Raw genomic sequence first — 24,760 nt, 5'->3', positions numbered from 1 at the left:
CCACGATATGGCCGCCGTCACGTGAATTAAGGTTCTCCACTGTGGGTGTACACGCTGATGCTTTGACCGTGCTCGGGGACTGGGCGCCGGGTGATCCCAACCAGGAGTCGCTGCGCCAGGCCTATCTGGGTTTCCTTGCCGCGCGCGAGGATTCCTGCGATCGCTCGTGCGCGGCTGGGCACATCACCGCGTCAGCCGTGGTCCTCGACGGCGACAAAGTCCTGCTCACCCTGCATCCAAGGGTCGGCAAATGGTTGCAGCTCGGCGGCCACTGCGAGCCGTCCGACGAGACGCTCGCGGGCGCCGCGCTCCGCGAAGCGACCGAAGAGTCCGGAATCGACGGACTGACCATCGACCCTGTTCCCGTTCATCTCGAAGTTCACCCGATCACGTGTTCTTTGGGCGTGCCGACAAGGCATTTCGACGTTCGTTTCGCGGTGCACGCTCCCGCGGGCGCTCAGCCGGTGCGCAGTGACGAGTCCGACGACCTGCGTTGGTGGGACGTCAGCGAAGTACCGAACGACGAGCTGCTTCCGATGATCAATCTGGCTACATCGCGCGGTAGTCACGCGGCGAGAAACGGGGACCGCGCCGGGGCTTGGTGATTCCGGCCGCTTCGATGTAGCGCACGGCCCGTTGCCGTTGTGGCGCATAAGGTGCGAGGACTTCATGCATGCCCGCGTCGTCCAAAGGCTTGCCTGTCAAGGCATACCCGACGTTTCCGGCGATGTGGAAGTCACCGAAGCTCACCGCGTCGGGATCGCCCCAGGCTCGCTGGGCGACCTCAGCGGCCGTCCACACGCCGATCCCTGGGACTTTCCTGAGCAGCGCGCGGCCTTCGGCGCCTTTCAGTGAGGCTGCTTTCTCAAGGCGGTCAGCGACTTGGGCCGCCGCGATCAACGCACGGCGGCGGGCACCGTCCAAACCGGCCTTGTGCCACTGCCAGTCCGTCATCGCCATCAGCGCGCGTGGCGTCGGTGGCACCCACAGCTGCATCGGCCCTGATGCGACCGTGCCGTAACGACGACACAGCTCACGCCACGTGCGCCACGCTTCCTTACCGGTGACCTTCTGCTCAAGGATCGCGGGGAAGAGCGCGTCCCATACGCGCCGCGTGCTCCCGAGTCGCAGACCGGGCATCCGTCGGCGCGCTTCGGCGACGAGGTCATGGTGCGCTTGGAAGTCCGTGTCGTCGTCCAAGTCGCCCAATAGCGCGGGAAGACCGTCCAGGAGCCACGAGGCGCCCTCGCCCCAGGCTTCGGCGTGTACTTCGTCGCCCACGCGACGGATGGCCAACGTGCCTGGCCCGTCCGGCGTGCTCGACGCGCGGAACACCGCGCCGCCGGGCGTCTGGCCGTACGTGGGGTCGCCGCTGCCCCTGCGCAATGGGGCGAGGACGGAACCCAGGTCAAGCGCGTACCCAGGCCGCCAGACGCGGACGGACATGGGCTTCACCCTACGTTGGCACATGCGTTTTTCACCCTGCGGTGTACATGCATTTGGAGTACTGCCCTGCCGGTAGGGTGGCCCGCGTGGACCTCCATGTGGTTGTGCCCGCGGGCGGCAGTGGGACCAGGTTGTGGCCGCTTTCCCGGGCGACCGACCCCAAGTTCCTGCACCCGCTGACCGGCACCGAGCGCTCGCTGCTGCAGGCGACCTATGACCGGCTTGTGCCGCTGTCGTCCGCCGACCATGTGCACATCGTCACGGGCATCGCGCACGCCGCGGCCGTGGCCAGGCAGCTCCCGGAACTGCCGGAGCGCAACATCCTGGTCGAGCCGCTTGCGCGGGACTCGTGCGCGGCGATCGCGTTGGCCGCCGCCGTGATCCACAAGCGCAGCCCGGGTGCGGTGATGGCGTCGTTCGCCGCCGACCACCTGATCAAGGACACCGCGGCGTTCGCCGCGACCGTGCGTGAGGCCGCGCGTGGTGCCGCCGAGGGCAAGCTGATGACCATCGGCATCGCGCCGACGCGCCCCGAAACCGGCTACGGCTATCTGCAGTGCAGTGCGACGGCGGAACTCGGCGTGCAGCAGCAGGTGCTGGAGTTCAAGGAGAAGCCGGACCTGGCGACCGCGACGGAGTACGTGAACTCCGGGCGGTACCTGTGGAACGCGAGCATGTTCGTGTGGCGGACCGACGTGTTCCTCGGTGAGCTGGAGCGGCGCAGGCCGGACGTGTTCGAGCCGGTGAACAAGATCGCGCAGGCGTGGGACACCGACGAGCGCGCGGCCGTGGTCGACGAGTTGTGGTCAACGATCCCGAAGGTCGCGGTGGAGTACGCGGTGATGGAGCCAGCCGCGGCGGAGGGACTCGTCTCGACGGTGCCCGGCGACTTCGGCTGGAGCGACATCGGCGATTTCGAAACATTGGGCGAACTCTTGGCGGCGGACCAGGATGGCGCCCGCGTCGTCACGACGCCAGGAGCTGGCGACGTCGTCGCGGTTGACAGCTCGGACGTGGTGGCGGTGCCCGCGGGCGGACGGCTGGTCGCGACGCTCGGCGTGCAGAACTTGATCGTGGTCGACACGCCCGACGCGGTCCTTGTCTGCCACCGGGATCGGGCACAGGACATCAAACGACTCACCGAGATCCTGCGTGACACCGGGCGGACCGCGTACGTCTAAGATCAACATACTGATTTCAGTTCTTCCCTGACGCCAACCCTCTCTAGAGATACTCTGGTGGCGACGGGACAGCCGGTGGGAGTGCCGGCTCGAGGCAACGCGGGAGAGGCCGGAGCATGGATCCCCGGGAGCGAGCCGATGCCGCTCTGGCCCGCGCCCGCGCGCGCGGTGCCTTCGTAGTGACACCGGAAGACGCGATCTCCCCGATGGACGCGGCGAACACGCTGCAAATCCCTCGGGTTGTCGTGTCATCACTTGATGAGCAACGGGCGGACACCGACACGATGGTGGTCGGCCACCCGTTGTCGGACCCACAACCGACGCAGAGCCAGCCGTCTCCGCGCAGGCCGCAGCCCTACCCATCGGGCCAGCAGCCGCAAGCGCAGCAACAGCCACAACCGCAGCCGCCGCGCCAGGCCCCGCCGCCGGAGCAGGAGCAGGACCCGAAGCCCGAGGGCATGATCCCGACCGTGCAGAAGCGGCCACGCCCGAGCCAGTCGCTGTCCCAGCGCCTCGACGGAACCCTTTAACCCCAGGTCAAACCTCGTGAGTGGTTACGCCGGTTAGAACCGGCGTAACCACTCACGAGGGGCTAGCTGCGGGTTTCCAGTTTGAGGCGAATCTTCAGGCCTGCCTTGATCGCCGCGAGGACCGGCTTCCACTCCGGGCCCTGGTGCCGGTCGGCCAGATACTGATAGGCACTCGCGTGATGCGCGGCGAGCATTTTCGCCGAAGCCTTCGAAGTCGAATGTCCACCGATGTGGGTGACGGTCGCCGATGGCACGTATACGTTCTGCCATCCCGCTTTGCCGATCCGGTCCCCAAGATCGACATCCTCGAAGTACATGAAGTACCGAGGATCGAAGCCGTCCACCGAGTCGAAAGCCTCGCGGCGCAGCAACAGGCACGAACCAGACAGCCACCCGGCCGTGCGCTCACGCACGGAAGTGTCGGACTGGCGATAAGCCTTGGTCCACGGGTTGTCCTTCCACACGCGGCCAACGACCGCGTGCCCGACGCCCTTGCCCAACGAGGGCAGCAAACGCGCGGACGGATAAACCTCGCCATTCGGCTCGCGGATCAGCGGCCCGAAAGCGCCACCGCGCGGCCAACGGGATGCGGCCTTCAGAAGCTCGTCGATGGAGCCCGGACCGAATTCGATGTCGGGGTTGGCCACGACGACCCAGCCATACTCGTCGCCGAATTCGGCAACGCCACGGTTGGCTGCAGTACCGTAACCGAGGTTCTCGCCGGTCACGAGCAGGCGGACGCCTTCGCGCAGAGCCGCCTTCTCTGGCGCGCCGTCGGTTGACCCGTTGTCTGCCATGACGACCTGGATCGGTCGTTCGGTCGCAGTCGCCAACGTGTCGAGGAACCGCTCGATCGTCTCGCCCGGTGAGTAGGTGACGGTGACCACGGCCAGCTCGTCGCCATAACGTCTCGGTTCGGTCACGGCCGTGGATTCTGTCACAGACCCCGACGGTGGATGGCCATCGCCCTGCTGTAGACGGCTCTGTGCTGCGCGGCGCACAGTGACCAGGAGAATTCCTTTGAACGTCGTTGCGCGGCCGCTGCCAGCATTTCCCGGCGCGCTGGGGAGTCGAGGAGCTCGGCCAGTGCCGCGCCGATGTCGCCCGCTCCGACGCCGCAGTAGGCCACCGCGTCACCGCCGACCTCGGGCAGGGAAAGTCGACTTGTCGTCAAAACACACGCGCCGCACGCCATCGCCTCAAGCACCGGCAGGCCGAAGCCTTCGCCAAGACTCGGGTACGCGACCAGCTCCGAGCCGCCGAGGAACCCGGCAAGCTGGGAAAACGGCAGATAACCCGCTCGGATCACGCGCAACCGGTGCGGCAGAGCGTCCAACGCACGTTCAACCTGACCATCCCAGCCCGGTTGACCGGCCAAGACCAACGCGGGCGGGTCAGCGCGGCCTTCACAAGCCTTGGCGAAGCCTCGGATCAGGGCCGGAACGTTCTTCCGTGGCTCAAGAGCGCCAAGGAACGCGACGTACGGCATCCGAGGCAGGCCGATGGTGGCACGCGCGGCCTCGATCTCCTCGGGCGTTGGCTGGTGGAAACGGTCCACGTCGACGCCGTGCCGGACGATTTCCAGCACGCGCGGGTTGGCGCGAGCGACGCGTACGAGTTCGGCCGCGGTCGCGTCGCTGGGTACCACGCACAAGGACGCACGGTTGAGCGCTACGCGCGTCCAGCCGCGGAAGAACCGTGCCTTGACCGACGAGTGCAGCATCGGGTCGGTGAAGAACGTTGCGTCGTGCAGCGTGACCACGGAGGCCGCGGGGTTCGCGAGCGGTGTCGTGTAGTGCGGCGAGTGCAGCACGTCCACACGCAACCGCCGGATTAAGCCTGGCAGGGTCGTCTGTTCCCACGCGAGCCGCGCGGTCCGCGTCTCGATCGACTCACCGGTCGGCACGATCCGGGAGTTCGGCGCCAGCTTCGCGTACAGTTCCGCGTCCCGCTGCTGGCAGACCACCGAGAGGCGTGCGCCGTCGGTGTCCAAAGCGGACACCAACGAGTCGACATAGCGACCTACGCCACCGCGGTCCGCGGGGACAGCGGTCGCGTCCATCAGCACGCTGGGTTCAGGGCGAGCCACGCAAGCAGACTACGACGCGCCGCTAGATCAGATGGCCCAAACCCTCCAACTCAGGCGAAACCCGCATGTGCCGCGTGCGAGAGCTCGACATGCAGCTTCCACAGCGATTCCGCGGCACGATCCCACGTGAACCGAGCCGCTCTTGCCTTCGCTGCCTGCACCAACGTGGCTGTGTGGTCAGGAAACGCGACCACCGAATGCAGTGCGTTCGCCAGCGCCGCTGGGTCGTTGCGCCTGGCAAGGACACCGGTGCCACCGGCTACTTCAACCAGTGCCGGAGCGTCGGAGTGCACGACCGGAACGCCGACAGCCATCGCTTCCAGCACCGGAAGCCCGAATCCCTCGGCCATACTCGGCGCCGCGAGCACGGTCGCGCGATGGAAAACCACCGCGAGCTCGCTGTCGGTCAGCGCGCCAAGCAAGTGCAAACGCCCTGGTGGGAGTCCACTTTCGGCAGCCACCATGGCCAAGTCCACATTGCCCCAGCCGGGCGGGCCGGCGATCACCAGCGGCAAATCCGGCGCCGCTGGCCGTGCCATCGCCTCAACCAGGACATCCAGGCCTTTTCGCGGCTCGACCGTACCGACCGCGAGGACGTACTTTTCCGGCAGCCGCAAGCGTTCCACAACCCGCGCGACCTCGTCTGATGACGGCAAACGCGCGATCACGTCCGGAACTCCGTGACCGATGACGTGCACACGAGCGGGCCCTGGCGCGAATTGGCTAAGTTCTGCCGCAACGGCCGCGGTTGGCACGACCACCGCGGTTGCCTGTTGTGTCGCACGCCGGATCATCGCCTGATGCCACGCGGCACCGCGACGCGTCAGCGTCTCGGGGTGCGTGAACGGAACCGTGTCATGCACGGTCACAACGAGACTGCAGCCACGGCGTGCAATTGGTGGCGCCAACGGCGTCGGCGCGTGTACGGCATCACCGCCTGGCCATAGCCTCAGGCCGTGTTCCCACGCGAGCGTCAAAGCGCGCCGTGGCAAGGGGAGCATCCGAGGACCGTCGGCGCCGAACACCATGGCGGCGGCCGGATTGCGGTGTTTCGCGGTGACGCCGGTGACCGTCCAGCCCGCGGGTGCGTGCTTCACCATGGCGTGCAGCAGTTCCCGGGTATACCGCCCGGTTCCGCCCGGCACCGGGGCAAGCAACTGCTCGGTGAGCACTACCAGTTCAGGCACCGGTACAGGGTATTTGCTCTGCAGTACTGTTGCAGCCCGTGCGGACGACAGTTGTAGTGGTGACCTGGCGCGGCCGGGCGCACCTCGAGTCCTGCTTGGACGCTGTGGCGAAGCAGGAACGTCCACATCGGACCCTCGTGGTCGACAACGCGTCCGACGACGGCTCCGGCGAGCTCGCGCGATCCCATCACAGCAGGCCGGAAGTGCTGCGGCTGCCCGTGAACACCGGCTACGCGGGCGGCATCCAGGCCGCGCTGGAAGCCTGCGAAACGCCCTACATGGCATGGCTGAACGACGACGCGATGCCCAAACCGGGTTGGCTCGGGGCTTTGGAAGACGCGCTCGACGCGGATCCGCGCATCGGCGCGGCCAGCGCGAAGCTGCTCACCAGCACAGGAGAAATCCAGTCCATCGGAGTCGGGCTGACGCGCGACGGCCACGGCGTCGACCGGACTGCAGGCCCGATTTTCGGCTTCTGCGGCGGCGCAGCGCTGACCAGGGTCGAAGCCATCAATGAAGTCGGCGGCGTGCCCAGCGAGTTCTTTTGCTACTACGAGGACACCGACACGTCGTGGCGTCTGCGTCGGCACGGCTGGAAGATCGCGGCTGTTCCCGAGGCTGAGGTCGTACATCTGCATGGGGCGACGGCCAAGCCCGGCTCGGTCGATTTCCACAGATGGAACGAGCGAAACCGGCTGCTGACGCTGCTGCGGAACGCCCCACTGTGGATCGCGGCCCGCGAGGTGGCCAGGTTCGCGGTGATCACCGCGTTGATCCCGGTGAAGCGGGACGTGCCGGAAGCTGCAAACTTCCGGGTGAAGCTGCGCCTGAAAGTTCTCGGCGAGGTCCTGGCCCGCATCCCGCACATCATCAAAACCCGGGTTGTGCCGTGAAGGTCTTCTTACCTTCGCGGAGTTAGACGCGTGAGGGCCTCCTTTCGCGCGTTAGATGCCGCGAAGGTGACCTTCACGGCTCCCAACGCCAGTAACTAGGCCCTCATGGGGTTAGCGGGAGTCGGGTGGCGCGACCGTCAAATAGACACAGTCCCACTTGATCCAGTTCGCGTTGGTCGCCGCGAAGAACTTGATCATCGCTGTGTCCGCTGGCGCGTTGGTCGGCCCCAGGTCGAACCGGCCGAGCGTCTTGTCCGTGTCAATGTCGTGATCCGCCTGGACCGACCGTTCGGCGACCTGCCTGCCGTCCTTGTCGTAGAACCGCAGCCCGATCGGCTGGTTCTGCGAGATGTCGTGCGTGCCCGCCCACACGACCAGGTGATATTTGCCGTTCGGAATGACCGTGGGGATCGTCTCGTACGCGGTGCTGACCCGGCCTGGCGGCGTCGAGATCGTGGCGTTGAGCTGCCCGAACACCGGGTTGGACTTGTCCGCGAAGAGCTTCGGCTGCTGTTCGGCCGGGGTGCCGGGCGGGACCGACCAGGTCGGCTCGAACGTGTAACCGGACGGCTGGCCGTTGGCCGCGACTTCCTCGACGCTCGGGTTCGGCGCGAAGCCGCCCGCGCAGGTCGGCGGCTCTTCGGCAGCGGCCGGACCGGGCGGGATGACCAGCAGTACAGCGGTGATCACACGGGCCAACACCGCCGCAGGCTAACCACTGAACGGCCGCCGCGCTCGATGAGGCAGTCTTATGGAGTACGCCAGAACTCCAGGAGGTGTCGTGCCCGACGACTCGCTGCTACCGATCGTGTCGGTGGTCGTGGTCAACTACCGCGGCGCCGATGACACGATCACCTGCCTGCGCGCACTGGCCGACGACCTGGCGTATCCAGCGGACCTGCTGCAGGTCATCTGCGTGGACAACGCCTCGGGTGACGGCAGTGTCGAGCGGATCAAGGCGAACGCGCCGGGTGTCCAGGTGATCGAGTCGCCGCAGAACCTCGGCTTCGCCGGTGGCTGCAACCTGGGAGTTCAGCACGCCAAGGGCAGCGTGATCGCCTTCCTGAACAACGACGCCCGGCCGGACAAGCACTGGGTCAGCGCCGCGGTCAAGGTACTGCGGGCCGAGCCGACGATCGCCGCCGTCGCCAGCAAGGTGCTCGACTGGGAAGGCAAGCGGATCGACTTCGTCGACGGCGGCCTGACCTGGTTCGGCATGGGCTACAAAACCCATCAGGGTGAACCTGACGACGGCCAGTTCGATACTCCGCGTGACGTCCTGTTCGGCACAGGGTCAGCACTTTTCGTCCGTACGGCGACGTTCAAGCAGCTCGGCGGGTTCGACGAGCGGTTCTTCATGTTCTACGAGGACGTCGACCTCGGCTGGCGGCTGAACCTGCGCGGCTGGCGAGTTCGCTACGAGCCCGCCTCGATCGCGTACCACAAACATCACCGCTCGATGACCACTGTGGACAACTCGCGGGAGATGTATCTGCTTGAGCGCAACGCGCTCGCGTCGCTGTACAAGAACGTGTCGGACAAGGCGCTCGGCAAGGTCCTGCCTGCGGCGATCGCGCTGTCGATCCGCCGGGCGACCGCACGCGGCGGAATCGACCCGACGCAACTGGAGATCACCAACCGCCCGGCAACCGGTCCCGACCTGACCGACCCGATCGAGATGCCCCGCGTGTCCGTTGCCGCGATGCTCGCGATCGACCGGTTCGTGGAGATGCTGCCGTCATTGCAGGAATCCCGCGCGATCGAGCAGGCCGCCAGGGTCCGCTCCGACGGCGACTTGTTGCCGTTGATGCGCGATGCGCTTGAACCAGCCTGTCCAGAGGTGGAATACCTGAAGGCGCACCAGAAACTGGTCGCGACCCTCGACCTGGAAGAGCTGTATGCCCTGCGGCGCAACATTCTCGTGGTCACGTCCGACTCGATCAGCGAGCGCGTCGCCGGGCCCGCGATCAGGGCGTGGAACATGGCCGACGTGCTGGCAGGCGAGCACAACGTGCGGCTGATCACGATGAACCAGCACTCCAACCCGCCGCAGGCGCCGTTCGACGTGCGGTACGTCCGGCCAGCGGACATGGTGCCCGAGGTGAACTGGGCGGACATCGTGATCCTGCAGGGCCATGTGCTCGAGCAAGTACCGGTGCTGAAGACCAGCGCCAAGATCGTCGTCTGTGATATCTACGATCCGATGCATCTGGAACAGCTCGAACAAGGCAAGGACCTGACCGACTCGAAGCGCGCACACGTGGTCGAGGTGGTCACCGAGGTGCTGAGCAACCAGTTGCTGCGCGGAGACTTCTTCCTGTGCGCCTCGGATCGCCAGCGGCATTTCTGGCTCGGCCACCTCGGCGCGATCGGCCGCCTGTCACCGACCTTGTACGACAGCGACCCGTCAGTGCGCTCGCTGCTGGCGATCGCGCCGTTCGGCCTCTCAGCGAAACCACCGCAGCGCACCAGCCAAGGCCCGCGTGATCTCGGCGTGGTCGGCCAGGACGACAAGGTGATCATCTGGGCGGGCGGGATCTACAACTGGTTCGACCCGCTGACGCTGCTGCACGCGGTCGACCGTCTACGCAGGACCCGGCCCGACGCGAAACTGCTGTTCCTTGGCATGAAGCACCCGAACCCGGACGTCGGCGAGATGGACATGGCCGGTCGGGCGCGAGCGCTGGCGGCACGGCTGAACCTGGAAAACAACGTCATCTTCAACGAGACCTGGGTGCCGTTCGACGAGCGCCAGAACTGGTTGCTCGACGCGGATTGCGGTGTGACCACGCATTTCGAACACGTGGAAACAACGTTTGCGTTCCGTACCAGGGTGTTGGACTACCTGTGGTCCGGCCTGCCGATCGTGACGAGCGCGGGCGACTCGTTCGCGGACTTGGTGCAACGCGAGCGCCTCGGCGTGGTCGTGCCAGCGGAAGACCCGGACGCGTTGGCTCTTGCGCTGGAAAAAGCGTTGTATGACAAGGAATTCGCGCAGGCCTGCCGTGAACGAATCGAAATTGTCCGCGAGCGGTTCACGTGGGAAACGGTGATGGCACCGTTGGTGGAATTCTGCCGCAACCCGCGGCCAGCCGCGGACCGTCTGCCTGGAGCCGGACCGATGGTCGGCACCAAGCCACTCGGGGCGATGGCCGCGGCACGCCGGGATGTGGCACTGATGAAGGAATATCTCAACGCGGGCGGTCCGCGTGAGCTCGCCAAGCGAGCCAGCGGACGGCTCCGCAGGGTGTTGGGGCAAGGGAGGTAGCGCGCGTTGGCAAAGGGCAGGTTGCGAGTGCTGTTGGACGGGACCCCGCTGCTAGGGACCCGGACCGGAGTGGGCAGGTACACCTCTGCCCTGGCGGAAGAACTCGCGTCCATGCCCGAAGTCGATATGCGCGCTGTCGCCTTCACCCTGCGAGGCTGGCGACGGCTCCGCCGCGTACTGCCCCACGGTTCCCGAGCTCGTGGAATGCCGGTGTCGGCAAGGTTGCTGCGTAAATGCTGGCTGCGCGCGCCTTTGCCGCCGATCGAGCTTTTCGCTGGTTTCACGGATGTCATGCACGGCACGAATTTCGTTCTGCCGCCTTCGTTGCGTGCTTCGGGCGTTCTCACGATTCACGATCTGGCATTCCTGGACGCGCCAGACGAATTGGCGCCGAGCGACCGTGAATTGCCCGAGTTGGTACGGCGTTCCGCTCAGCGGGCCGCGATGGTTTGTACCCCGAGTCAGGCTGTGGCTGACGTTGTCGCGGAACGTCTTTCGCTTCCGGTTGAGCGAATTGCCGTGACGCCTTTGGGGGTTGATCCGGCTTGGTTCGCGGCTCGCCCGCCGGGTGAGCATGCGCGTAAACGCCTTGGCTTGCCTGAGGAATACTTGCTTTTCGTGGGTGCGGCCGGTCCACGTAAGCGGCTTGACTGGCTGTTGAAGGCGCACGAGGCTGCCCCCGATTTGCCACCGTTGGTTTTGGCTGGCCCTGGGCATACGGCGGTGTCGGATCGGGTACGTCCGGTCGGCTATTTGTCCGATGTGGATCTTAGAAACGTGGTCGCCGGGGCCTCGGCTCTGGTTTTGCCGTCGCGGGACGAGGGTTTCGGCTTGCCGGTGCTTGAAGCGATGGCATGCGACGTTCCGGTGATCTGCTCGGACGTGCCCGCTTTGCGTGAGGTCGCTGGCGGGCACGCGACCCTGGTGCCTTTCGGGGATTTGGACGCGATGCGGATCGCTTTGAGCGCCGCTTTGCAAGAGCCCCCAACTCCGGCAACCTTGGCCGCCCGACGCACCCATGCCGCCGAGTTCACGTGGCGACGTTGCGCGGAGACAACAGTTGCCGCTTACCGCCGCGCGACCTCGTAGGCCGGTGCTAAATTCGGCGGATGGACTCCGGCGGGGATGCGGGCAGGTTCGAGTTTGTCAAGTCCGAAGTGGACGGTCTGTTACGGCGGTTCCGGAAACGCCGTACGCGGGACAAACGCAAGGCATTCGGGTTGCAGATGGCGACCGTCACCCTCTCGGCGACGATCAGCGTCTTGCTGGGGCTGCGTAATTTCGGCGGGGCCGAGTCGTTGCTCGCCAACATCGCACTCGCACTCGGCGCGCTGATCGCGGTTCTCGCAGCGGCCGACGCGTTCTTCGGTCATCGGGATTTGTGGATTCTGCGCACGCGGACCGTGCGTGACCTGGAAGAACTTTCGCGGGATCTGGCGTACTACGAAAGCAGTCTCGGGACCGATCCGCCTGCGCGCGATGAGGTTGACGGGTTCTTCGACCGGCTCGGCGAGATCGTCAAGCGGGACAGCGAGGACTGGGGGCGACTGCGCACTCCGATGGTCCCGAACCAATGAACCGGCGCGCGGTGATCATCACCGCCCTGGAAGTCGAGTTCACGGCCGTCGCCGAGCAGTTGACCGGCAGCAGTTGGCAGGCTCATCCACAAGGCACCCGTTATCTCGTCGGCGAATACGGCGATTGGACGGTCGCGCTGGTCGAGATCGGCCGAGGCAACGAAGAAGCCGGACATTCGACCGAGCGAGCGCTTGAGTTCTTCAAGCCATCGGTCGCGTTGTTCGTCGGTGTGGCGGGCGGAATCAAGGATGTCCGTCTCGGTGACGTCGTTTTCGCCACGGAAGTCGTCGGATACGAGTACGGCAAAGAGACTTCGGACGCCTTCCTCCCGCGTGGCCAAGTCGGTTCGTCGTCGCACGAACTCATTCAGGCCGCGCGCCAACTCCGCCACGAACTGCGCCCGCGGAGTGACTACGGCGTCATCATTGAACCGATCGCCGCAGGTGGAAAGGTTGTCGCGGACGCATCGGCGCCCAGCGCGGCCTTGATCCAACGGCACTACAGCCAAGTCGTGGCCACCGAACAAGAAGGCCTCGGCTTCCTCAAAGCAGCCGCCGCACGCCAGACCGTGGCGGTCGGAGTCGTCAGGGGAATCAGCGACCTGCTGTCGGGCAAGTCGGCATCGGACGCGGCCGGGTGGCAGATCAAAGCCGCACACAACGCGTCCCAGTTCACCCTGCGGCTGCTCGACATTCTCGCGCCGCCCGAGCCGGTCACGCTGGAAACGGTCGCACAGCACATGATGGCCGCGTGGCTGCGTCTGCGCGGCTGGACGAACCCCGACTACACCAGCGGTATCACGGACAAGCTCGCCCGCCGACGAGCCCAGCGCTTGCTCGACGAGCTCCAGGACATCCTGGTGGATCGCTTGGAGCAGCGCTGGCCGAATGCCCGGCCCTCAGCGGCCACCGTGCAAGCGTTGGCACAGTTGACCCGTGAACCACCGGCCATTGTGGACATCGGGACGATCAGAGGCATTCTGACGCAACGGGATCAGGACGAGTTCGTTTCCGATGTGGCGGGCTTCCTAGTCGAGGCCTACCTGGCACTGCCCGAACTGCTTCCCGACAAGCTGGCTGGCTTGACCGGCCGCGCGACCGAACTGCGCGAGCGCCTCGAACGCGGTTTGAGCACGATGCCGCAGCGGCATATGTACTTCGATGAACACATCTCGGACGCGACCTACCGGACCGACTACCTGCGAGCAATCAGCCATCGTCTCGATACCTTGCAGATCCTGGGAATCGACCTGGCCAGATCCATCGAACGCTACTCACTGACCACGGCCTACGTGTCACTCTCCGCCGGGCACCACACCGATGTGGCGGACGTACTGGCCAGCTCGAAGCGGCTGCTGCTGATCGGTGAGGCTGGTTCAGGAAAGACAACGCTGTTGCAATGGGTCGCTGTCACGACGGCTCGCGAGCAGCAGCCGGATTGGGGTCCGGCCGCGGTCCCGTTCTTGATCAGGCTCCGCCGCTACATCAACGGGCCCATGCCGGACGTCGAAGACTTCCCCACCGAGGTCGCCGCCACCCTGGCCAGCCGAAAGCCGCCGAACTGGTGCTCGACCGTGCTGCGAGACGGCAACGGAATCGTGCTGATCGACGGTCTGGACGAGCTGCCCGCGGCCAGGCGCGCGACCGTACAGGAGTGGCTGGACGACCTCTTCTCAGCCTATCCCGACAACATCTTCATCCTCAGTGGACGCCCAGCTGCCCTGCGGGACAACAGTTTCCGGCTGACAGGCTTCGACCTCGCCGAGCTTCTCCCGATGGGCCCAGCCCAGATCACGGCCTTCATCAAGCACTGGCACGTATCGACAGGCGGCAACCTGCCAACGGATACGGACCGCGCCGACCACCAGATCAAAGGCGACCTCCTAGCCGAACACATCCTCGCCACCCCGCCATTGCGTGACCTCGCGAGAACACCGTTGCTGTGTGCGGTGTTGTGCGCCCTTGCCTACGCACGCAAAGGAGTCAGCAGCCTGCCGCGCCGCAGGGTCGAGCTGTACCAGGCAGCTCTGGAAATGCTCACCGGGCGACGTGATTCCGAACGTCAGATCGCCACATCGACGCTCGGCTCGACCGAACGCATTGCTCTGCTTGAGGACCTGGCGCAGTGGCTGATCCGGAATGGACAGTCGGAGATCTCCCGCGAGAAGGCACTGCGGCACGTCGACCGAGCACTCAGGTCCCTGCGAAACGTCACCATCACCGCGGAGGAGGCGCTACAGGACCTGATCGAGCGCTCGATCCTGCGTGAGCCCGCGACGGACTTGGTCGACTTCGTGCACCGAACATTCGAGGAGTATCTGGCCGCACGCTGGATGAACGACCAAGGAGATTTCGGTGCCCTGCTTGAGAAAGCAGGCGATCCCGCATTCAGCGAAGTGATCACCCTGGTCGCCGGTCTCTCCCGGCCACGAGATGCGAACGAGCTGATCGGTGAGCTGATCGACAAAGCCGAGACGACGGATCCAGATCTGTACCAGCTGGCAACCAGGTGCGTTGACGCTTGCCTGCGAGTCGAGCCGAAAGTCATCAAACGGCTGAACCGGTACTTCGCCCGATTGATCCCGCCAAAGAACTATCAGGCCGCCATGACACTGGCGACCGGCGGCGACACATCGGCGGCCCTCATCGAGGAGTACTTGAACAACCCAGCCGTTTCAATCGAGACCGCGGCCAAGCTGGATGGGTGGGTGGTGGCTCTCCGCCAGATCGGCAGTCCGGAGTCGCTGCGTGTCCTCGCCCAACTCCACATCGATCTGAGAACAGAAGTAGCACCGGCCCTTGTGCAGGCTTGGTCCTACTTTCCTCCCCTTGAGTACGCGCGCCGGGTTCTGATCCCGCTCAGCCGAGCAGTCCATGTCAGCATGAGCGATTTGAACCGGATCCCATTCACCAGACACCTGCCTGACGACTATCTTGTTCGTGCGGACCTGTCGGAATTCAGTCCAGCAGAACTGGCTTCACGACTGGCCCAGTCCAGGCTCCATGCGATCAGCACCGCTGAGACCGGCATCGACGGTTTCAACCTGCTGCTGGGTATCGACGGAATCACAAGCATCGCCACTGTGCTCCAAGTCGATGAGGAGCCGATTCAGTTTTCTGAATGCACCACCCTGGAGACGCTTCGCCTCACCCTGGCCCCCGCCTGGCGGCAGGGCGAGCTCGACTGCCACAGCTTTCTTCGCTTTCCGAATCTGACAGAACTGCAAGTACACCTGTACCAGCCGTCCGCCTCTGCCTACCAGTTGACCAACTTGCACGAAATCAACAACCTGCCACACCTACGGCATCTGGAGATCGACGGCTCCTTCAACCTGATGACTTACTTGCGGTTGCCCGCGTTGCGGACGTTGTGGCTTCGAGACTGGGGTACCGAAGATCTCACTCCGATCATCGGGTGCACCGCGCTGCAAGAATTGAACATCACCGGCTCTGTCGTCGCCACGCTTGACGATCTGCAGGGAATGACCGAGCTGCGCCGCATCACGGTCCGAAATTGCATGTACTTGATGGGCATCGGTGTGCTCACCGAGTTGCCACACCTCGAGTCTGTCGATCTCAGAGGATGTTTGGTGCTGGATGACAATGCCCAGAACGTCATCGACAGCTTGCCGAGCCGCGTCGAGGTCCTCCTGGACGGCTCACGGCTCGACCCCGATCTTCGCGATGCCTACCCACCGGAGTTCACTTCGGACTACGACCATGACTTCGATGAGGACAACGACGAGCACGTGCTCCGCTCAGTTCCCGACATCGCCCCCATCGATCAGGAAACCGCAGGAGGCTGGATCATCCGCACCATTGCCGAGATCGAGCAGTCCGAAGATGTTGATCCGCTACCGGGTGACGAGGTTGGTCTTGAAGGCTTCGGTGAGGGCTTCCCGCCAGGACCTGAGGGGCGTTAGCCCCGCATCCACCCACGAAGCCTGCGACAACACCGAATTCGCCGGACGCTTGGCTGGCCGGGGAAACTCCGCGCTGGTACAAGGCTTCACCCGATCAGGGTCCGCCCCAAGCTCCTCGAAAATGGCCCGGGCAAAGCCGTACCACGTGGTTTCCCCGCCACCCGCGCAATGCAGAACCCGAGCCGCGGGCCCGTCCCCGGAAACCACCTTCGACGCCAGCTCCAGGAGACCCGAGGCGAGATCCGCGGTCCACGTCGGCGAGCCGCGTTGATCGTCCACAACGGACAAAGTCTCCCGCTCACCCTCAAGGCGCACGATCGACCTCACGAAGTTCGAGCTCCCGAAAGCCCCATAGACCCAGGCCGTACGGACAACCCAAGCATCCGCGCCCGAGCGCAGCACCGAAGACTCCCCGGCCAGCTTCGTCAGGCCATAGATGGACTGCGGGCCTACCTCATCGTCCACTTCGTACGGTTCCGGCTTGTCCCCTGAGAACACGTAGTCCGTCGAAACGTGGATCAACGGGACCGAACGCGACGCACACACCGCTGCCAAGAGCCGAGGCCCGTCCCCGTTCACCGAGAATGCCGTGTTGCGGTCGTCTTCCGCCGCGTCAACCGCTGTGTACGCCGCCGCGTTGATCACGATTGGGGCACGGTCGCCTGCCTCTGCCACCAGAGCGTCGACCGCTTGCACCACCGAACCCGCTTGGGTGACGTCCAGCTCTTTCGAGCCTGGACTGTGTACGAGCGAGCCGGTTGGCGCCTTGGCCGCGATTTCTTGTCCCAGCTGGCCGTTTCCGCCCGGAACCAGGAGCGCGATCATCGGGTCGCGGCCTGGGCTACGCGCTTCTTCAGCGGTTCCCACCACGAACGGTTGTCGCGATACCACTCCACCGTGCTACGCAGTCCCTGTTCGAAGGACACCCTTGGTTCATAGCCGAGTTCTGTGCTGATCTTGGTGATGTCCACCGAATAGCGGCGATCGTGGCCTTTTCGGTCTTCCACCGGTTGGACCATCGAGAAGTCCGCACCGACCGCTTCGAGCAGCAATTCCGTCAGCTTGCGGTTGGTCAGCTCGGTTCCGCCGCCGATGTTGTAGACCTCTCCCGGCCTGCCTTTCGCGGCGACCAGTTGAATACCGTGACAGTGATCGTCCACGTGCAGCCAGTCACGGACATTCATCCCATCGCCGTACAGCGGCACCTTCTCGCCGTCCAGCAGATTCGTGACGAACAACGGGATGACTTTCTCCGGGAACTGGTACGGGCCGTAATTGTTCGAACACCGCGTGATACATACCGGCAGGCCGTACGTCCGATGGAACGATCGCGCGATCAGATCGGAGGACGCTTTCGACGCCGAGTAGGGAGAATTCGGCAACAGAGGGTGATCTTCCGGCCACGAGCCTTCATCGATCGAGCCATAGACCTCGTCGGTCGACACATGCACGACTTTGCCCACCGAGGCGTCCAGTGCGGCCTGCAGCAGGTATTGCGTGCCGAGAACGTTGGTCAGCACGAAGTCGGCGCCCGCGGCAATGGACCGGTCCACGTGCGATTCCGCCGCGAAGTGCACCACCAGATCCGTGCCCCGCATCAGCTCACTGACCAGACCGGCGTCACAGATGTCGCCGCGCACGAAACGCAGCCTCGGTGAATCGACAACCGGGAGGAGATTGGCCTCGTTGCCCGCGTACGTCAGCTTGTCCAGCACCACCACTTCGGCGTCGGCGAGCTCGGCATATGCGCCGGTCAGCACTTGCCTGACGTAGTGCGAGCCGATGAAACCCGCACCACCGGTGACCAGAACGCGCATTCGTCCCCTCCAGTGAGCTAGATGTCGGGCGGCAAGTCTGTCACGACGACTCAACCAACGGGCAACCCAAGGCGTATTAGAGGTGCGGGAAAGTCTGCGCGGCGACGCACGGCACTGCTTAACCAGTAATGTAGGCCAGACGGGGATTCGAACACGGGAGGGACGCTTGGGGAGCGGCGCGCGTCTAGCGCTGTATCTGTCCCGGTGCACAGTCGCACTGGTGTCTGTCGCTGTGCTCAGCGCGTCCGGGATCGTGTACGCGAAGTACAACGACATCAACGAGGGTGTCGTCACCACCGACGTGATCTCGCCGGAGGTCAGCAAGCCGGGCGTGAAACCGCTCGACGGCGCCGTGGACATCCTGCTGGTCGGTATGGACAGCCGGGAGGACGCGTACGGCAACCCGCTGCCCAAAGAGGTCATGCAGTTGCTGCACGCCGGGGTCAACGAGGGTGAGAAGAACACCGACACGATGATCCTCGTGCACATCCCGGTCGACGGCCGTCGCGCGGTGGCCATCTCGTTCCCCCGCGACAGCTGGGCGGAGATCGCGGGTGGCTTCGGCAAGCACAAGCTCAACTCGGCCTTCATCTACAAGTACAACGACGTCCTGCGCAGCGAGAAGTCGCCGACCGACAAGCAGGCCAAGGACAAGGCCAAGCAGGAGGGCCGCAAGAACCTCATCGCCACGATCGAGACACTGATCGGCAAGGCGGTCACGATCGACCGTTACGCCGAGGTCAACCTCGGCAGCTTCTACGAGATCACCAAGGCGATCGGTGGCGTCGACGTCTGCCTGAACAACCCGGTCGACGAATGGCGCTCAGGAGCCCGGTTCCCGGCGGGCAAGCAGACCATCGAAGGTGCGGCCGCGTTGTCGTTTGTCCGGCAGCGATACGAACTGCCCAACGGCGACCTCGACCGGATCGTGCGTCAGCAGGTCTTCATCGGCGCTTTGGCGCACAGGGTGTTGTCCACCGGCGTGCTCACCGACCTGACCAAGCTGAACAACCTGGTCGAGGCGATCAAGAAGTCCGTCGTACTGAGCACCGGCTGGGACGTCACCACGTTCGCCCAGCAGATGCAGGGCCTGTCCAGCGGAAAGATCGACTTCCACACGATCCCGACGCTCGGCGGCGCCAAGATCGGCGGTGCCGACGTGATCCGGGTCGACCCCCAGCAGATCAACGACTTCGTCAAGAGCCTGACGCAGGACGAGCGAACGGCGCCGTCTTCGTCCCAGCCGCCGAACCCGTCATCCTCGGCGACCGTTCCGCCCGATTCGGGCCCGAAGCCGACTGTCGATGTACGCAACGCATCGAGTGAGGTTGGTCTCGCCAGCGCCGTGCAGAACATCCTTGCGGGCAAGGGCTTCCAGCGTGGCCCGGTCGGCGACGCGCCAGCAAGGCAGCGTACGTCGACGCTGTTTTACCGACCGGGTGAGCAAGCGAGTGCGGAACGTGTCAACGTCGAGCTTGGCGGCCAGTTCAAGCTGACCGCGGACGCCTCGGTGAAGACCGGCCAGGTGCGCGCGGTGCTCGGCGAGGACTTCATCACCGCGTACGGCAAGGTTCTCGCCGGCCAGTCCGCTCCGCTGGCGCAGGGAAGTCCGACCACGCCGGTCCGGTCATCCAGCTCAGCGCCGCTCACTTCAACTCCGCCACCCATCAACGCCGATGGGGTGACCTGCGTCAATTAGGCGGCGCCAGTAGTTACCCTCATGGGAGTCAGAGGGGCTGGAGGAGTGTCGGTGAGTGACGAGACCGTTGCGCACGAGCCGGATCGGAAATCAGGGGGACGCCTGAAAAGCGCCGCGTGGATGACCGGCCGGGTGCTTGTGGCGTTGGCTTCCGCGGCCGCACTCGCATCGGCAGGACTGGCGCGTGACACCGTGCAGACGGTGCGTGAGAACGTGCCCACGTCGGACGTGTTCACCAAAGAGGTGGAGAAAACGGCGCCGCCGCAGGACGACGGCGCGGAGGACTACCTGGTTGTCGGCAGCGACACCCGGACCGACGCCAAGGGAAACCCGTTGCCGGAGCGGGTGTTGCGGCAGCTGCGCACCGAAGCGTCCGAAGGGCTCAACACCGACACGATCATCCTGCTGCGCATCCCCAAAGACGGCTCAAAGGGCTACGCGATCTCCATCCCGCGCGATACGTACGTGACGATCCCCGGCTACCAGGACGACAAGATCAACTCCGCGTACGGTGTGATCAAGTCCCGGACCGCGCAGAAGTTGCGCAGTGAAGGGAAAACCGACCGCGCCGAGGTCGAGCGACTTTCCGACACGGCCGGCCGTTCGGCGCTCACCCAGGTCGTCCAGGACCTGACCGGCATTCGCGTCGACCACTACGCCGAAGTGAACCTGTACGGCTTCTACCTGCTCACCGAGGCCATCGGGGGCGTGCGCGTGTGCCTGAACCACGCGACCAGCGACCCCAACTCCGGCGCGAGTTTCCGCAAGGGCGTGCAGAAGATCTCGGGCGGTTCCGCGTTGGCGTTCGTGCGTCAGCGTGACGGCCTGCCACGCGGCGATCTTGACCGAATCGTTCGCCAGCAAGCGTTCCTCGGCGCGGTGATGCAGCAGTTGCTGAGCGCGGGGACCCTCACCGACCAAGGGAAGCTGAAGGCGTTGACCGACGCGGCGTCGAAGTCCGTTGTGGTCTCCCCTGGTCTGGACATCGTGCAGCTGGCCAGGCATCTCGGGTCGATGTCGTCTGGGGCGGTCGAGTTCGTGACGATCCCGGTCGTGGCGGTCGGCGCCCGCAATGAGCGTGGTCAGAGCATTATCGCGGTCGACGTGCCGAAGGTGCGCGAGTTCACCAACCAGTTGCTCGGCAAACAGGCACCCCCGAGGTTCGCCGCACAGCGGCCGCTGATGTTGAATGGCGCGAGACAACCGGCCACAATAGACGGCGTGAGGTGCGTTGACTGATGTCAGTCACAGAAGCATTGTTCCGGCCGCTGCTCGCCGGTGACCGGTCCCGCCCGTTGATCACGCACTATGACGACGCGGCAGGCACCAGGGTCGAGCTTTCCATTGCCACACTGGCGAACTGGGCGGCGAAGACGGCGAACTGGCTGACCGAGGAGTTCGACGTCGAGCCGGGCACGCCAATCACGGTCGACCTGCCAGCCCACTGGCAGACCGCGGGCGTTCTGCTCGGTGCCTGGTGGTGCGGCGCCCACGTGGTCTCCTCGGGTGGCGCGGTCGCACTGACCACAGTGGACGCCCCCAAGCCCGACGGCTCGTGGGCCGTGGTTTCGTTGGACCCCATGGGTATGGGGCTGCGCGGCTCGCCGCCCGACGGAGCCGTGGACTACATCTCGGAATCCCGGATGTTCGGCGACGATTTCTTTCCGTTGCAAGACGTTCCGGACTCCACTCCGGCGCTGGGCCCGTTGACTGTCGCCGAAGTCGTCTCGGCGGCACGGGCCATGGCCATCACCGGGCGCATATTGTCCACAATGGAATGGACGTTTCCCGACGGCGTGCTCACCAGCCTGCTGTCGGTGTTGGCAGGCAAGGGTTCCCTTGTCCAGGTGTCCAATCCGAGCAAAGTGGACGCCCACATGGAGTCGGAACGAGCCACTTTGCTCACTGCGCCTTGAACATCATCGTGGTCTGACCGGACGACAGGGTGAAACCGGCATCGTTGAAGCCGAAGTCCGGCACGCTCTTGAGGAACTCGGTCAGCCGATCCTCCCGGTCCATCACCTCGGGCTCGCACGCTTTCCTTGTCTTGCCGAGGCTTTGCACAACGAGCTTGCCCTCGTCGGCGATCACCGTGCCGGTCATGTCGTTGCAGCCGACGGTCGCGGTCAGCTGACCGTTCTCGAAGGTCAGCTTCGTGCCGTCGTCGGACACGAATTGCTTGCCTGCCAGATTGCCGTCGACCGTGCCGACCCGCAGTTGCAGCCCACGGCCTGACGCGTGGGTCAGGCTCAGCGACTCGTTGTTGATCTTGTAGTTGAATTCGCCATCGAGTATGGGTGTGATCGCGTCGGCCTCGGGGCACGAACCGCCGGTGGACTTCAGGTCCCGGAAGATGATGGTCTCGGAAGTGGCCTGGTAGCTGCCTTCCACCGTGTTGCACCTGGTCGTGACCAGGACTGTGCCGCTGTTGAAGGTAAGCCAGGCGGGCACCTGAGCTGGCCTGGCGATGTCACTTTCGACAACGGTCGTCGTCACCCATGTGGGGCCCTCCAACTGGGTGGCCTGCTTTGCACCGAACACGATCTCGGTGTCGGCGGTCTTCAGCTTGAGCGTGTCACCCGTCAGCTCCCAGTTCGGCTTGGCCTCGACGATGTCCGCCAACCATTGGTCCTGGTCAAGACGTACCTTGTCGCAACCCATCTCGGTCTGGGTGAGGCTGGCGACGGCGAGGCGCGCGTTGCCGGTGTCGGCCGGACCGGACATGTGGTTGCACCCGGCTCGCAGCTGCAGTTCACCCTTGTCAGTGATCTCGAACTGGATCTGCGTACCGTCCGCGAGCGGCCGGGGTTTGCCCTTCTCCGTGACCGTCTGCGAGACGAAAACCCGGCCTTTGAGCGCGTCGCCGCTGCTGCCCGGCCCAGCTTGTTGCTGCCCAGCACAGCCAGCGACCAGCACTCCCACCGCTCCTGCAATCAACGCCGTCCTCATATCCCCAAGACGGAACCACGGGTCCGTCAGGTTGCCTAAGCTCCCCGCATGGCTCTCACTCGATCCGGTGACCAATGGCACGGCGAGACACACGAAGATCTAGTCGAGTACTTCCACGCCACCGCGGACGGCTATCCGGTCGACCACGTCAGGGAGTCGGTTTGCGCTGGGTGCGGTGGCCGGGTGTTCGTCATCGAGTTCGATGAATCCGGCTCGAACGCTCATCGCACGTGCACGTCGTGCGGACAGTTGGCCTATTTCCTGGACAGCGAGGAGTGGTGGCATCCGGATCCTGCCGAGGCCAAGGCGCACTACATCCTGGAATGCCCGTCCTGTGAGAATGACGAGTTCGAGGCCGCGGTGGGTTTCGAGTTGCACCAGAACGAGATCCGCGACATGGCGCTGGCCACCCGATGCACGGAGGATGGGCTGCTTGGCTACTGCCTCGAGCGCCGCAACCGGGTCTTCCCGTCCCTGCATCTGCTCGACAAAGCCTGATCAAGCCAGCCCCTACCGCAACACCAATTCCCCCAAGGGGATCCCTGTTTTTAACGTTACTCCAGGGGTACGACAATTTTAGGCCAGGCGTTCGCGCAACTCCCGCTTGAGGATCTTGCCAGCGGGCGAGATCGGGATCTGGTCGGTCACGACGATCTCGCGAAGCCGCTTGTACGGCACCACTTGCGCGTTGATGTCGGCCATCACCTGCTCGGCATCCACGTCCGGCTTCACGGGCACGATGAACGCCACCGGCCGCTCTCCGACCTCGACGTCCTTGCGCCCAACCACAGCGGCCAACGCGACATCGGGATGCGCGGTGAGCAGTTCCTCGAGCTCCCGGGGATAGACGTTGTACCCCTTGTAGATCAGCATGTCCTTCTTGCGATCCACAATGGACAGAAAACCGTCCTCGTCGAACACGCCGACATCGCCGGTGTGCAGCCAGCCGTCAACGAGCACCTCGGCTGTTTCCGCAGGCTGGTTGTGATAGCCGACCATCACCTGCGGTCCCCGGATGCAGACCTCGCCGGGCTCGCCGACGGGCACCGCCTCCGACCCACCTTCAACAGGCACAAGCTTGATCTCGGTGTCGAACACGGGCACGCCGACCGTCCCAACCTTCCGAAGGCCCGAAACGAAGGGCGGGGACGCCGCAGCGCCCATTGTCACTTCGGTAAGGCCATACCCCTCGATGATCACGGCGTTGGGCATGAGTCGCTGCAGCGCATTCGTCATCTCGTGCGGCATCGGGGCCGCGCCCGAGCCGATATTCAACACAGTCGACAGGTCACGCCGGTGGATGTCTGGGCACGCCAGCAGGGCCGCGTACAGCGCGGGCGCGCCGCCCATGTAGTTGATCTGGTACTTCTCGGCGTCAGCGAGGTAGGCGACCGGGTCGAACCGGTCGTGCAGCGTCGCCGTCGCCCCGCCGAGGACCAGGACGCTCAGACCGCCGACGGTGCCCATCGCGTGGAACCACGGCGTCAGGTTGATCAGCCGTCCCTCGCCGACGCGGTTGCGGTACTCGGCCGGGTCGCTGATCTGGTCGAGGATCAGGCCGCCTTCGTCATCCAGCGCGGGCACCGAGCCGGACTGCCAGCAGGCGAACTGCAGGCTGTTGACCACGACGTTGCGGTGCGGCAGGCACACGCCCTTCGAACGGCCGGTCGTACCGCCGGTGTACGCCAGATGCGCCAGGTCACGGTGGATGTCGATCTCCACGTCCGGCGGCGTGTCCGACTGGCCCGCGCGGATCTCGGCCACGTCATCGGCCTGGACCGTGAGCACGGCGCCAGCGTCCTGAAGTTGGGCGGCCACGATGGGCTCCGGCATCAGCGGGTTGACCGGCACAAATGTGGCCCCGGCCAGCAGCAGGCCGTAGTACGCCACCGGGAACGGCAGGCAGTTCGGCATCCGCAGCGCGACCCGGTCACCGGGCTTGATACCCCTGCTGACCAGGCCATTCGCGAATTGGCATGCCCCGCGCCAGAGCTCGGTGTACGTCAGTTCTGAGCCGTGGTGGCGGAAGGCAACGCGGTCACCGAAGCGGCGGGCTGAACCTGCGACGATCGCACCGACCGCGACCTCCGGGTAGTCGAGCTTCTTACCGAGGTGTGGCGGCCACGTAGCGCTCATTCGTGGAAGCTAACTGCAAGTGCGGGCCACGACACAACCGCCGAGTAGTGAACGAGGGCTAACAT

General features: G+C 65.0%; 21 protein-coding genes. 12 read left to right on the top strand and 9 right to left on the bottom strand.

Translation table 11 applies throughout. The features are described 5' to 3' along the window. The first annotated feature begins 41 nt into the window (after positions 1-41). A complete protein-coding gene (locus LWC34_RS24930) occupies positions 42-605 on the top strand; it encodes an NUDIX hydrolase (RefSeq protein ID WP_233727565.1) in 564 nt (187 codons plus the stop codon). Here the strand turns inward: LWC34_RS24930 and LWC34_RS24925 are convergent. Further along, positions 550-1,446, bottom strand: a complete 897-nt coding sequence (locus tag LWC34_RS24925) for a DNA-3-methyladenine glycosylase family protein (protein ID WP_233727564.1) — start codon at positions 1,444-1,446, stop codon at positions 550-552. The two genes, LWC34_RS24930 and LWC34_RS24925, sit on opposite strands and share 56 nt — an antisense overlap. Positions 1,447-1,532: 86 nt before the next feature. Here LWC34_RS24925 and LWC34_RS24920 point away from each other — a divergent pair, with 86 nt between their 5' ends. Next, positions 1,533-2,627 carry a mannose-1-phosphate guanylyltransferase gene (locus LWC34_RS24920; RefSeq protein WP_233727563.1) on the top strand — a complete coding sequence of 365 codons (1,095 nt, stop codon included), beginning with the start codon at positions 1,533-1,535 and terminating at the stop codon, positions 2,625-2,627. A gap of 116 nt (positions 2,628-2,743) precedes the next feature. Next, positions 2,744-3,157, top strand: coding sequence for a hypothetical protein (locus LWC34_RS24915; protein ID WP_233727562.1), 414 nt, complete (start codon positions 2,744-2,746; stop codon positions 3,155-3,157). Between the two features lie 62 nt (positions 3,158-3,219). On the opposite strand, the gene LWC34_RS24910 is transcribed toward LWC34_RS24915, so the two are convergent. The 3 genes from LWC34_RS24910 to LWC34_RS24900 form a co-directional block, all read right to left on the bottom strand. Next, on the bottom strand, positions 3,220-4,080 hold the full coding sequence (locus LWC34_RS24910; RefSeq protein WP_233727561.1) for a glycosyltransferase family 2 protein: 861 nt from the start codon (positions 4,078-4,080) through the stop codon (positions 3,220-3,222). A 14-nt stretch (positions 4,081-4,094) separates the two neighbouring features. Beyond that, positions 4,095-5,225: a glycosyltransferase family 4 protein gene (locus LWC34_RS24905; RefSeq protein WP_233728874.1), complete on the bottom strand. Its 1,131-nt coding sequence runs from the start codon at positions 5,223-5,225 to the stop codon at positions 4,095-4,097. A 71-nt stretch (positions 5,226-5,296) separates the two neighbouring features. Further along, complete coding sequence (locus LWC34_RS24900; RefSeq protein WP_233727560.1) at positions 5,297-6,433, bottom strand: glycosyltransferase family 4 protein; 1,137 nt, start codon at positions 6,431-6,433, stop codon at positions 5,297-5,299. 38 nt (positions 6,434-6,471) lie between these two features. Between LWC34_RS24900 and LWC34_RS24895 the strand changes: the two genes are divergently transcribed. Beyond that, positions 6,472-7,326 carry a glycosyltransferase family 2 protein gene (locus tag LWC34_RS24895; protein ID WP_233727559.1) on the top strand — a complete coding sequence of 285 codons (855 nt, stop codon included), beginning with the start codon at positions 6,472-6,474 and terminating at the stop codon, positions 7,324-7,326. 111 nt (positions 7,327-7,437) lie between these two features. Here the strand turns inward: LWC34_RS24895 and LWC34_RS24890 are convergent, their stop codons facing one another. Continuing rightward, positions 7,438-8,028, bottom strand: a complete 591-nt coding sequence (locus tag LWC34_RS24890; protein WP_233727558.1) for a DUF7850 domain-containing protein — start codon at positions 8,026-8,028, stop codon at positions 7,438-7,440. 49 nt (positions 8,029-8,077) lie between these two features. Here LWC34_RS24890 and LWC34_RS24885 point away from each other — a divergent pair, with 49 nt between their 5' ends. From LWC34_RS24885 to LWC34_RS24870, 4 genes are read left to right on the top strand one after another with little or no spacing between them, the layout of a single operon-like run. Continuing rightward, positions 8,078-10,594: a glycosyltransferase gene (locus LWC34_RS24885; protein WP_233727557.1), complete on the top strand. Its 2,517-nt coding sequence runs from the start codon at positions 8,078-8,080 to the stop codon at positions 10,592-10,594. Positions 10,595-10,600: 6 nt separating this feature from the next. Next, the gene (locus LWC34_RS24880; RefSeq protein WP_233727556.1) at positions 10,601-11,683 is read left to right on the top strand and encodes a glycosyltransferase family 4 protein; all 1,083 of its coding nucleotides are present in this window, start codon (positions 10,601-10,603) and stop codon (positions 11,681-11,683) included. 20 nt (positions 11,684-11,703) lie between these two features. Then, a complete protein-coding gene (locus tag LWC34_RS24875; protein ID WP_233727555.1) occupies positions 11,704-12,171 on the top strand; it encodes an SLATT domain-containing protein in 468 nt (155 codons plus the stop codon). Beyond that, positions 12,168-16,094: a phosphorylase family protein gene (locus tag LWC34_RS24870; protein ID WP_233727554.1), complete on the top strand. Its 3,927-nt coding sequence runs from the start codon at positions 12,168-12,170 to the stop codon at positions 16,092-16,094. The genes LWC34_RS24875 and LWC34_RS24870 overlap by 4 nt, the downstream gene beginning before the upstream one ends. On the opposite strand, the gene rfbD is transcribed toward LWC34_RS24870, so the two are convergent. Beyond that, positions 16,026-16,919, bottom strand: coding sequence for a dTDP-4-dehydrorhamnose reductase (gene rfbD / locus LWC34_RS24865; protein WP_233727553.1), 894 nt, complete (start codon positions 16,917-16,919; stop codon positions 16,026-16,028). The two genes, LWC34_RS24870 and rfbD, sit on opposite strands and share 69 nt — an antisense overlap. Then, on the bottom strand, positions 16,916-17,911 hold the full coding sequence (rfbB, locus tag LWC34_RS24860; protein ID WP_233727552.1) for a dTDP-glucose 4,6-dehydratase: 996 nt from the start codon (positions 17,909-17,911) through the stop codon (positions 16,916-16,918). The genes rfbD and rfbB overlap by 4 nt, the downstream gene beginning before the upstream one ends. A 220-nt stretch (positions 17,912-18,131) precedes the next feature. On the opposite strand from rfbB, the gene LWC34_RS24855 reads away from it, so the two are divergent. Genes LWC34_RS24855 through LWC34_RS24845 form a run of 3 tightly spaced genes read left to right on the top strand, consistent with a single transcriptional unit; the run spans position 18,132 to position 21,526 of the window. Next, positions 18,132-19,610: an LCP family protein gene (locus LWC34_RS24855; RefSeq protein ID WP_233727551.1), complete on the top strand. Its 1,479-nt coding sequence runs from the start codon at positions 18,132-18,134 to the stop codon at positions 19,608-19,610. A 51-nt stretch (positions 19,611-19,661) separates the two neighbouring features. Beyond that, positions 19,662-20,849 carry an LCP family protein gene (locus LWC34_RS24850; RefSeq protein ID WP_233727550.1) on the top strand — a complete coding sequence of 396 codons (1,188 nt, stop codon included), beginning with the start codon at positions 19,662-19,664 and terminating at the stop codon, positions 20,847-20,849. Beyond that, positions 20,849-21,526 (top strand): TIGR03089 family protein, encoded by a 678-nt coding sequence (locus LWC34_RS24845; RefSeq protein ID WP_233727549.1) that lies wholly within the window; start codon positions 20,849-20,851, stop codon positions 21,524-21,526. The genes LWC34_RS24850 and LWC34_RS24845 overlap by 1 nt, the downstream gene beginning before the upstream one ends. Here the strand turns inward: LWC34_RS24845 and LWC34_RS24840 are convergent. Then, positions 21,513-22,532, bottom strand: coding sequence for an META domain-containing protein (locus tag LWC34_RS24840; protein ID WP_233727548.1), 1,020 nt, complete (start codon positions 22,530-22,532; stop codon positions 21,513-21,515). The two genes, LWC34_RS24845 and LWC34_RS24840, sit on opposite strands and share 14 nt — an antisense overlap. A 75-nt stretch (positions 22,533-22,607) precedes the next feature. Here LWC34_RS24840 and LWC34_RS24835 point away from each other — a divergent pair, with 75 nt between their 5' ends. Then, positions 22,608-23,057, top strand: coding sequence for a hypothetical protein (locus tag LWC34_RS24835; RefSeq protein ID WP_233727547.1), 450 nt, complete (start codon positions 22,608-22,610; stop codon positions 23,055-23,057). A 78-nt stretch (positions 23,058-23,135) separates the two neighbouring features. Here the strand turns inward: LWC34_RS24835 and LWC34_RS24830 are convergent, their stop codons facing one another. Then, the gene (locus LWC34_RS24830) at positions 23,136-24,695 is read right to left on the bottom strand and encodes a class I adenylate-forming enzyme family protein (protein ID WP_233727546.1); all 1,560 of its coding nucleotides are present in this window, start codon (positions 24,693-24,695) and stop codon (positions 23,136-23,138) included. Positions 24,696-24,760 lie beyond the last annotated feature (65 nt).

It is taken from the genome of Kibdelosporangium philippinense (assembly GCF_021390435.2).
In the GTDB taxonomy this organism is placed as follows: Bacteria; Actinomycetota; Actinomycetes; order Mycobacteriales; family Pseudonocardiaceae; genus Kibdelosporangium; species Kibdelosporangium philippinense.
The sequence above is the reverse complement of the archived record's forward strand: the minus strand, read 5'-3'. Positions and strand labels throughout refer to the sequence as shown.

Excerpts from the sequence above, each read along its gene's own strand:
- LWC34_RS24925 (WP_233727564.1), bottom strand. The coding sequence starts at position 1,446 with ATGTCCGTCCGCGTCTGGCGGCCTGGGTACGCGCTTGACCTGGGTTCC.
- LWC34_RS24915 (WP_233727562.1), top strand. The coding sequence starts at position 2,744 with ATGGATCCCCGGGAGCGAGCCGATGCCGCTCTGGCCCGCGCCCGCGCG.
- LWC34_RS24885 (WP_233727557.1), top strand. The coding sequence starts at position 8,078 with ATGGAGTACGCCAGAACTCCAGGAGGTGTCGTGCCCGACGACTCGCTG.
- LWC34_RS24875 (WP_233727555.1), top strand. The coding sequence starts at position 11,704 with ATGGACTCCGGCGGGGATGCGGGCAGGTTCGAGTTTGTCAAGTCCGAA.
- LWC34_RS24870 (WP_233727554.1), top strand. The coding sequence starts at position 12,168 with ATGAACCGGCGCGCGGTGATCATCACCGCCCTGGAAGTCGAGTTCACG.
- rfbD (WP_233727553.1), bottom strand. The coding sequence starts at position 16,919 with ATGATCGCGCTCCTGGTTCCGGGCGGAAACGGCCAGCTGGGACAAGAA.
- rfbB (WP_233727552.1), bottom strand. The coding sequence starts at position 17,911 with ATGCGCGTTCTGGTCACCGGTGGTGCGGGTTTCATCGGCTCGCACTAC.
- LWC34_RS24845 (WP_233727549.1), top strand. The coding sequence starts at position 20,849 with ATGTCAGTCACAGAAGCATTGTTCCGGCCGCTGCTCGCCGGTGACCGG.
- LWC34_RS24835 (WP_233727547.1), top strand. The coding sequence starts at position 22,608 with ATGGCTCTCACTCGATCCGGTGACCAATGGCACGGCGAGACACACGAA.
- LWC34_RS24830 (WP_233727546.1), bottom strand. The coding sequence starts at position 24,695 with ATGAGCGCTACGTGGCCGCCACACCTCGGTAAGAAGCTCGACTACCCG.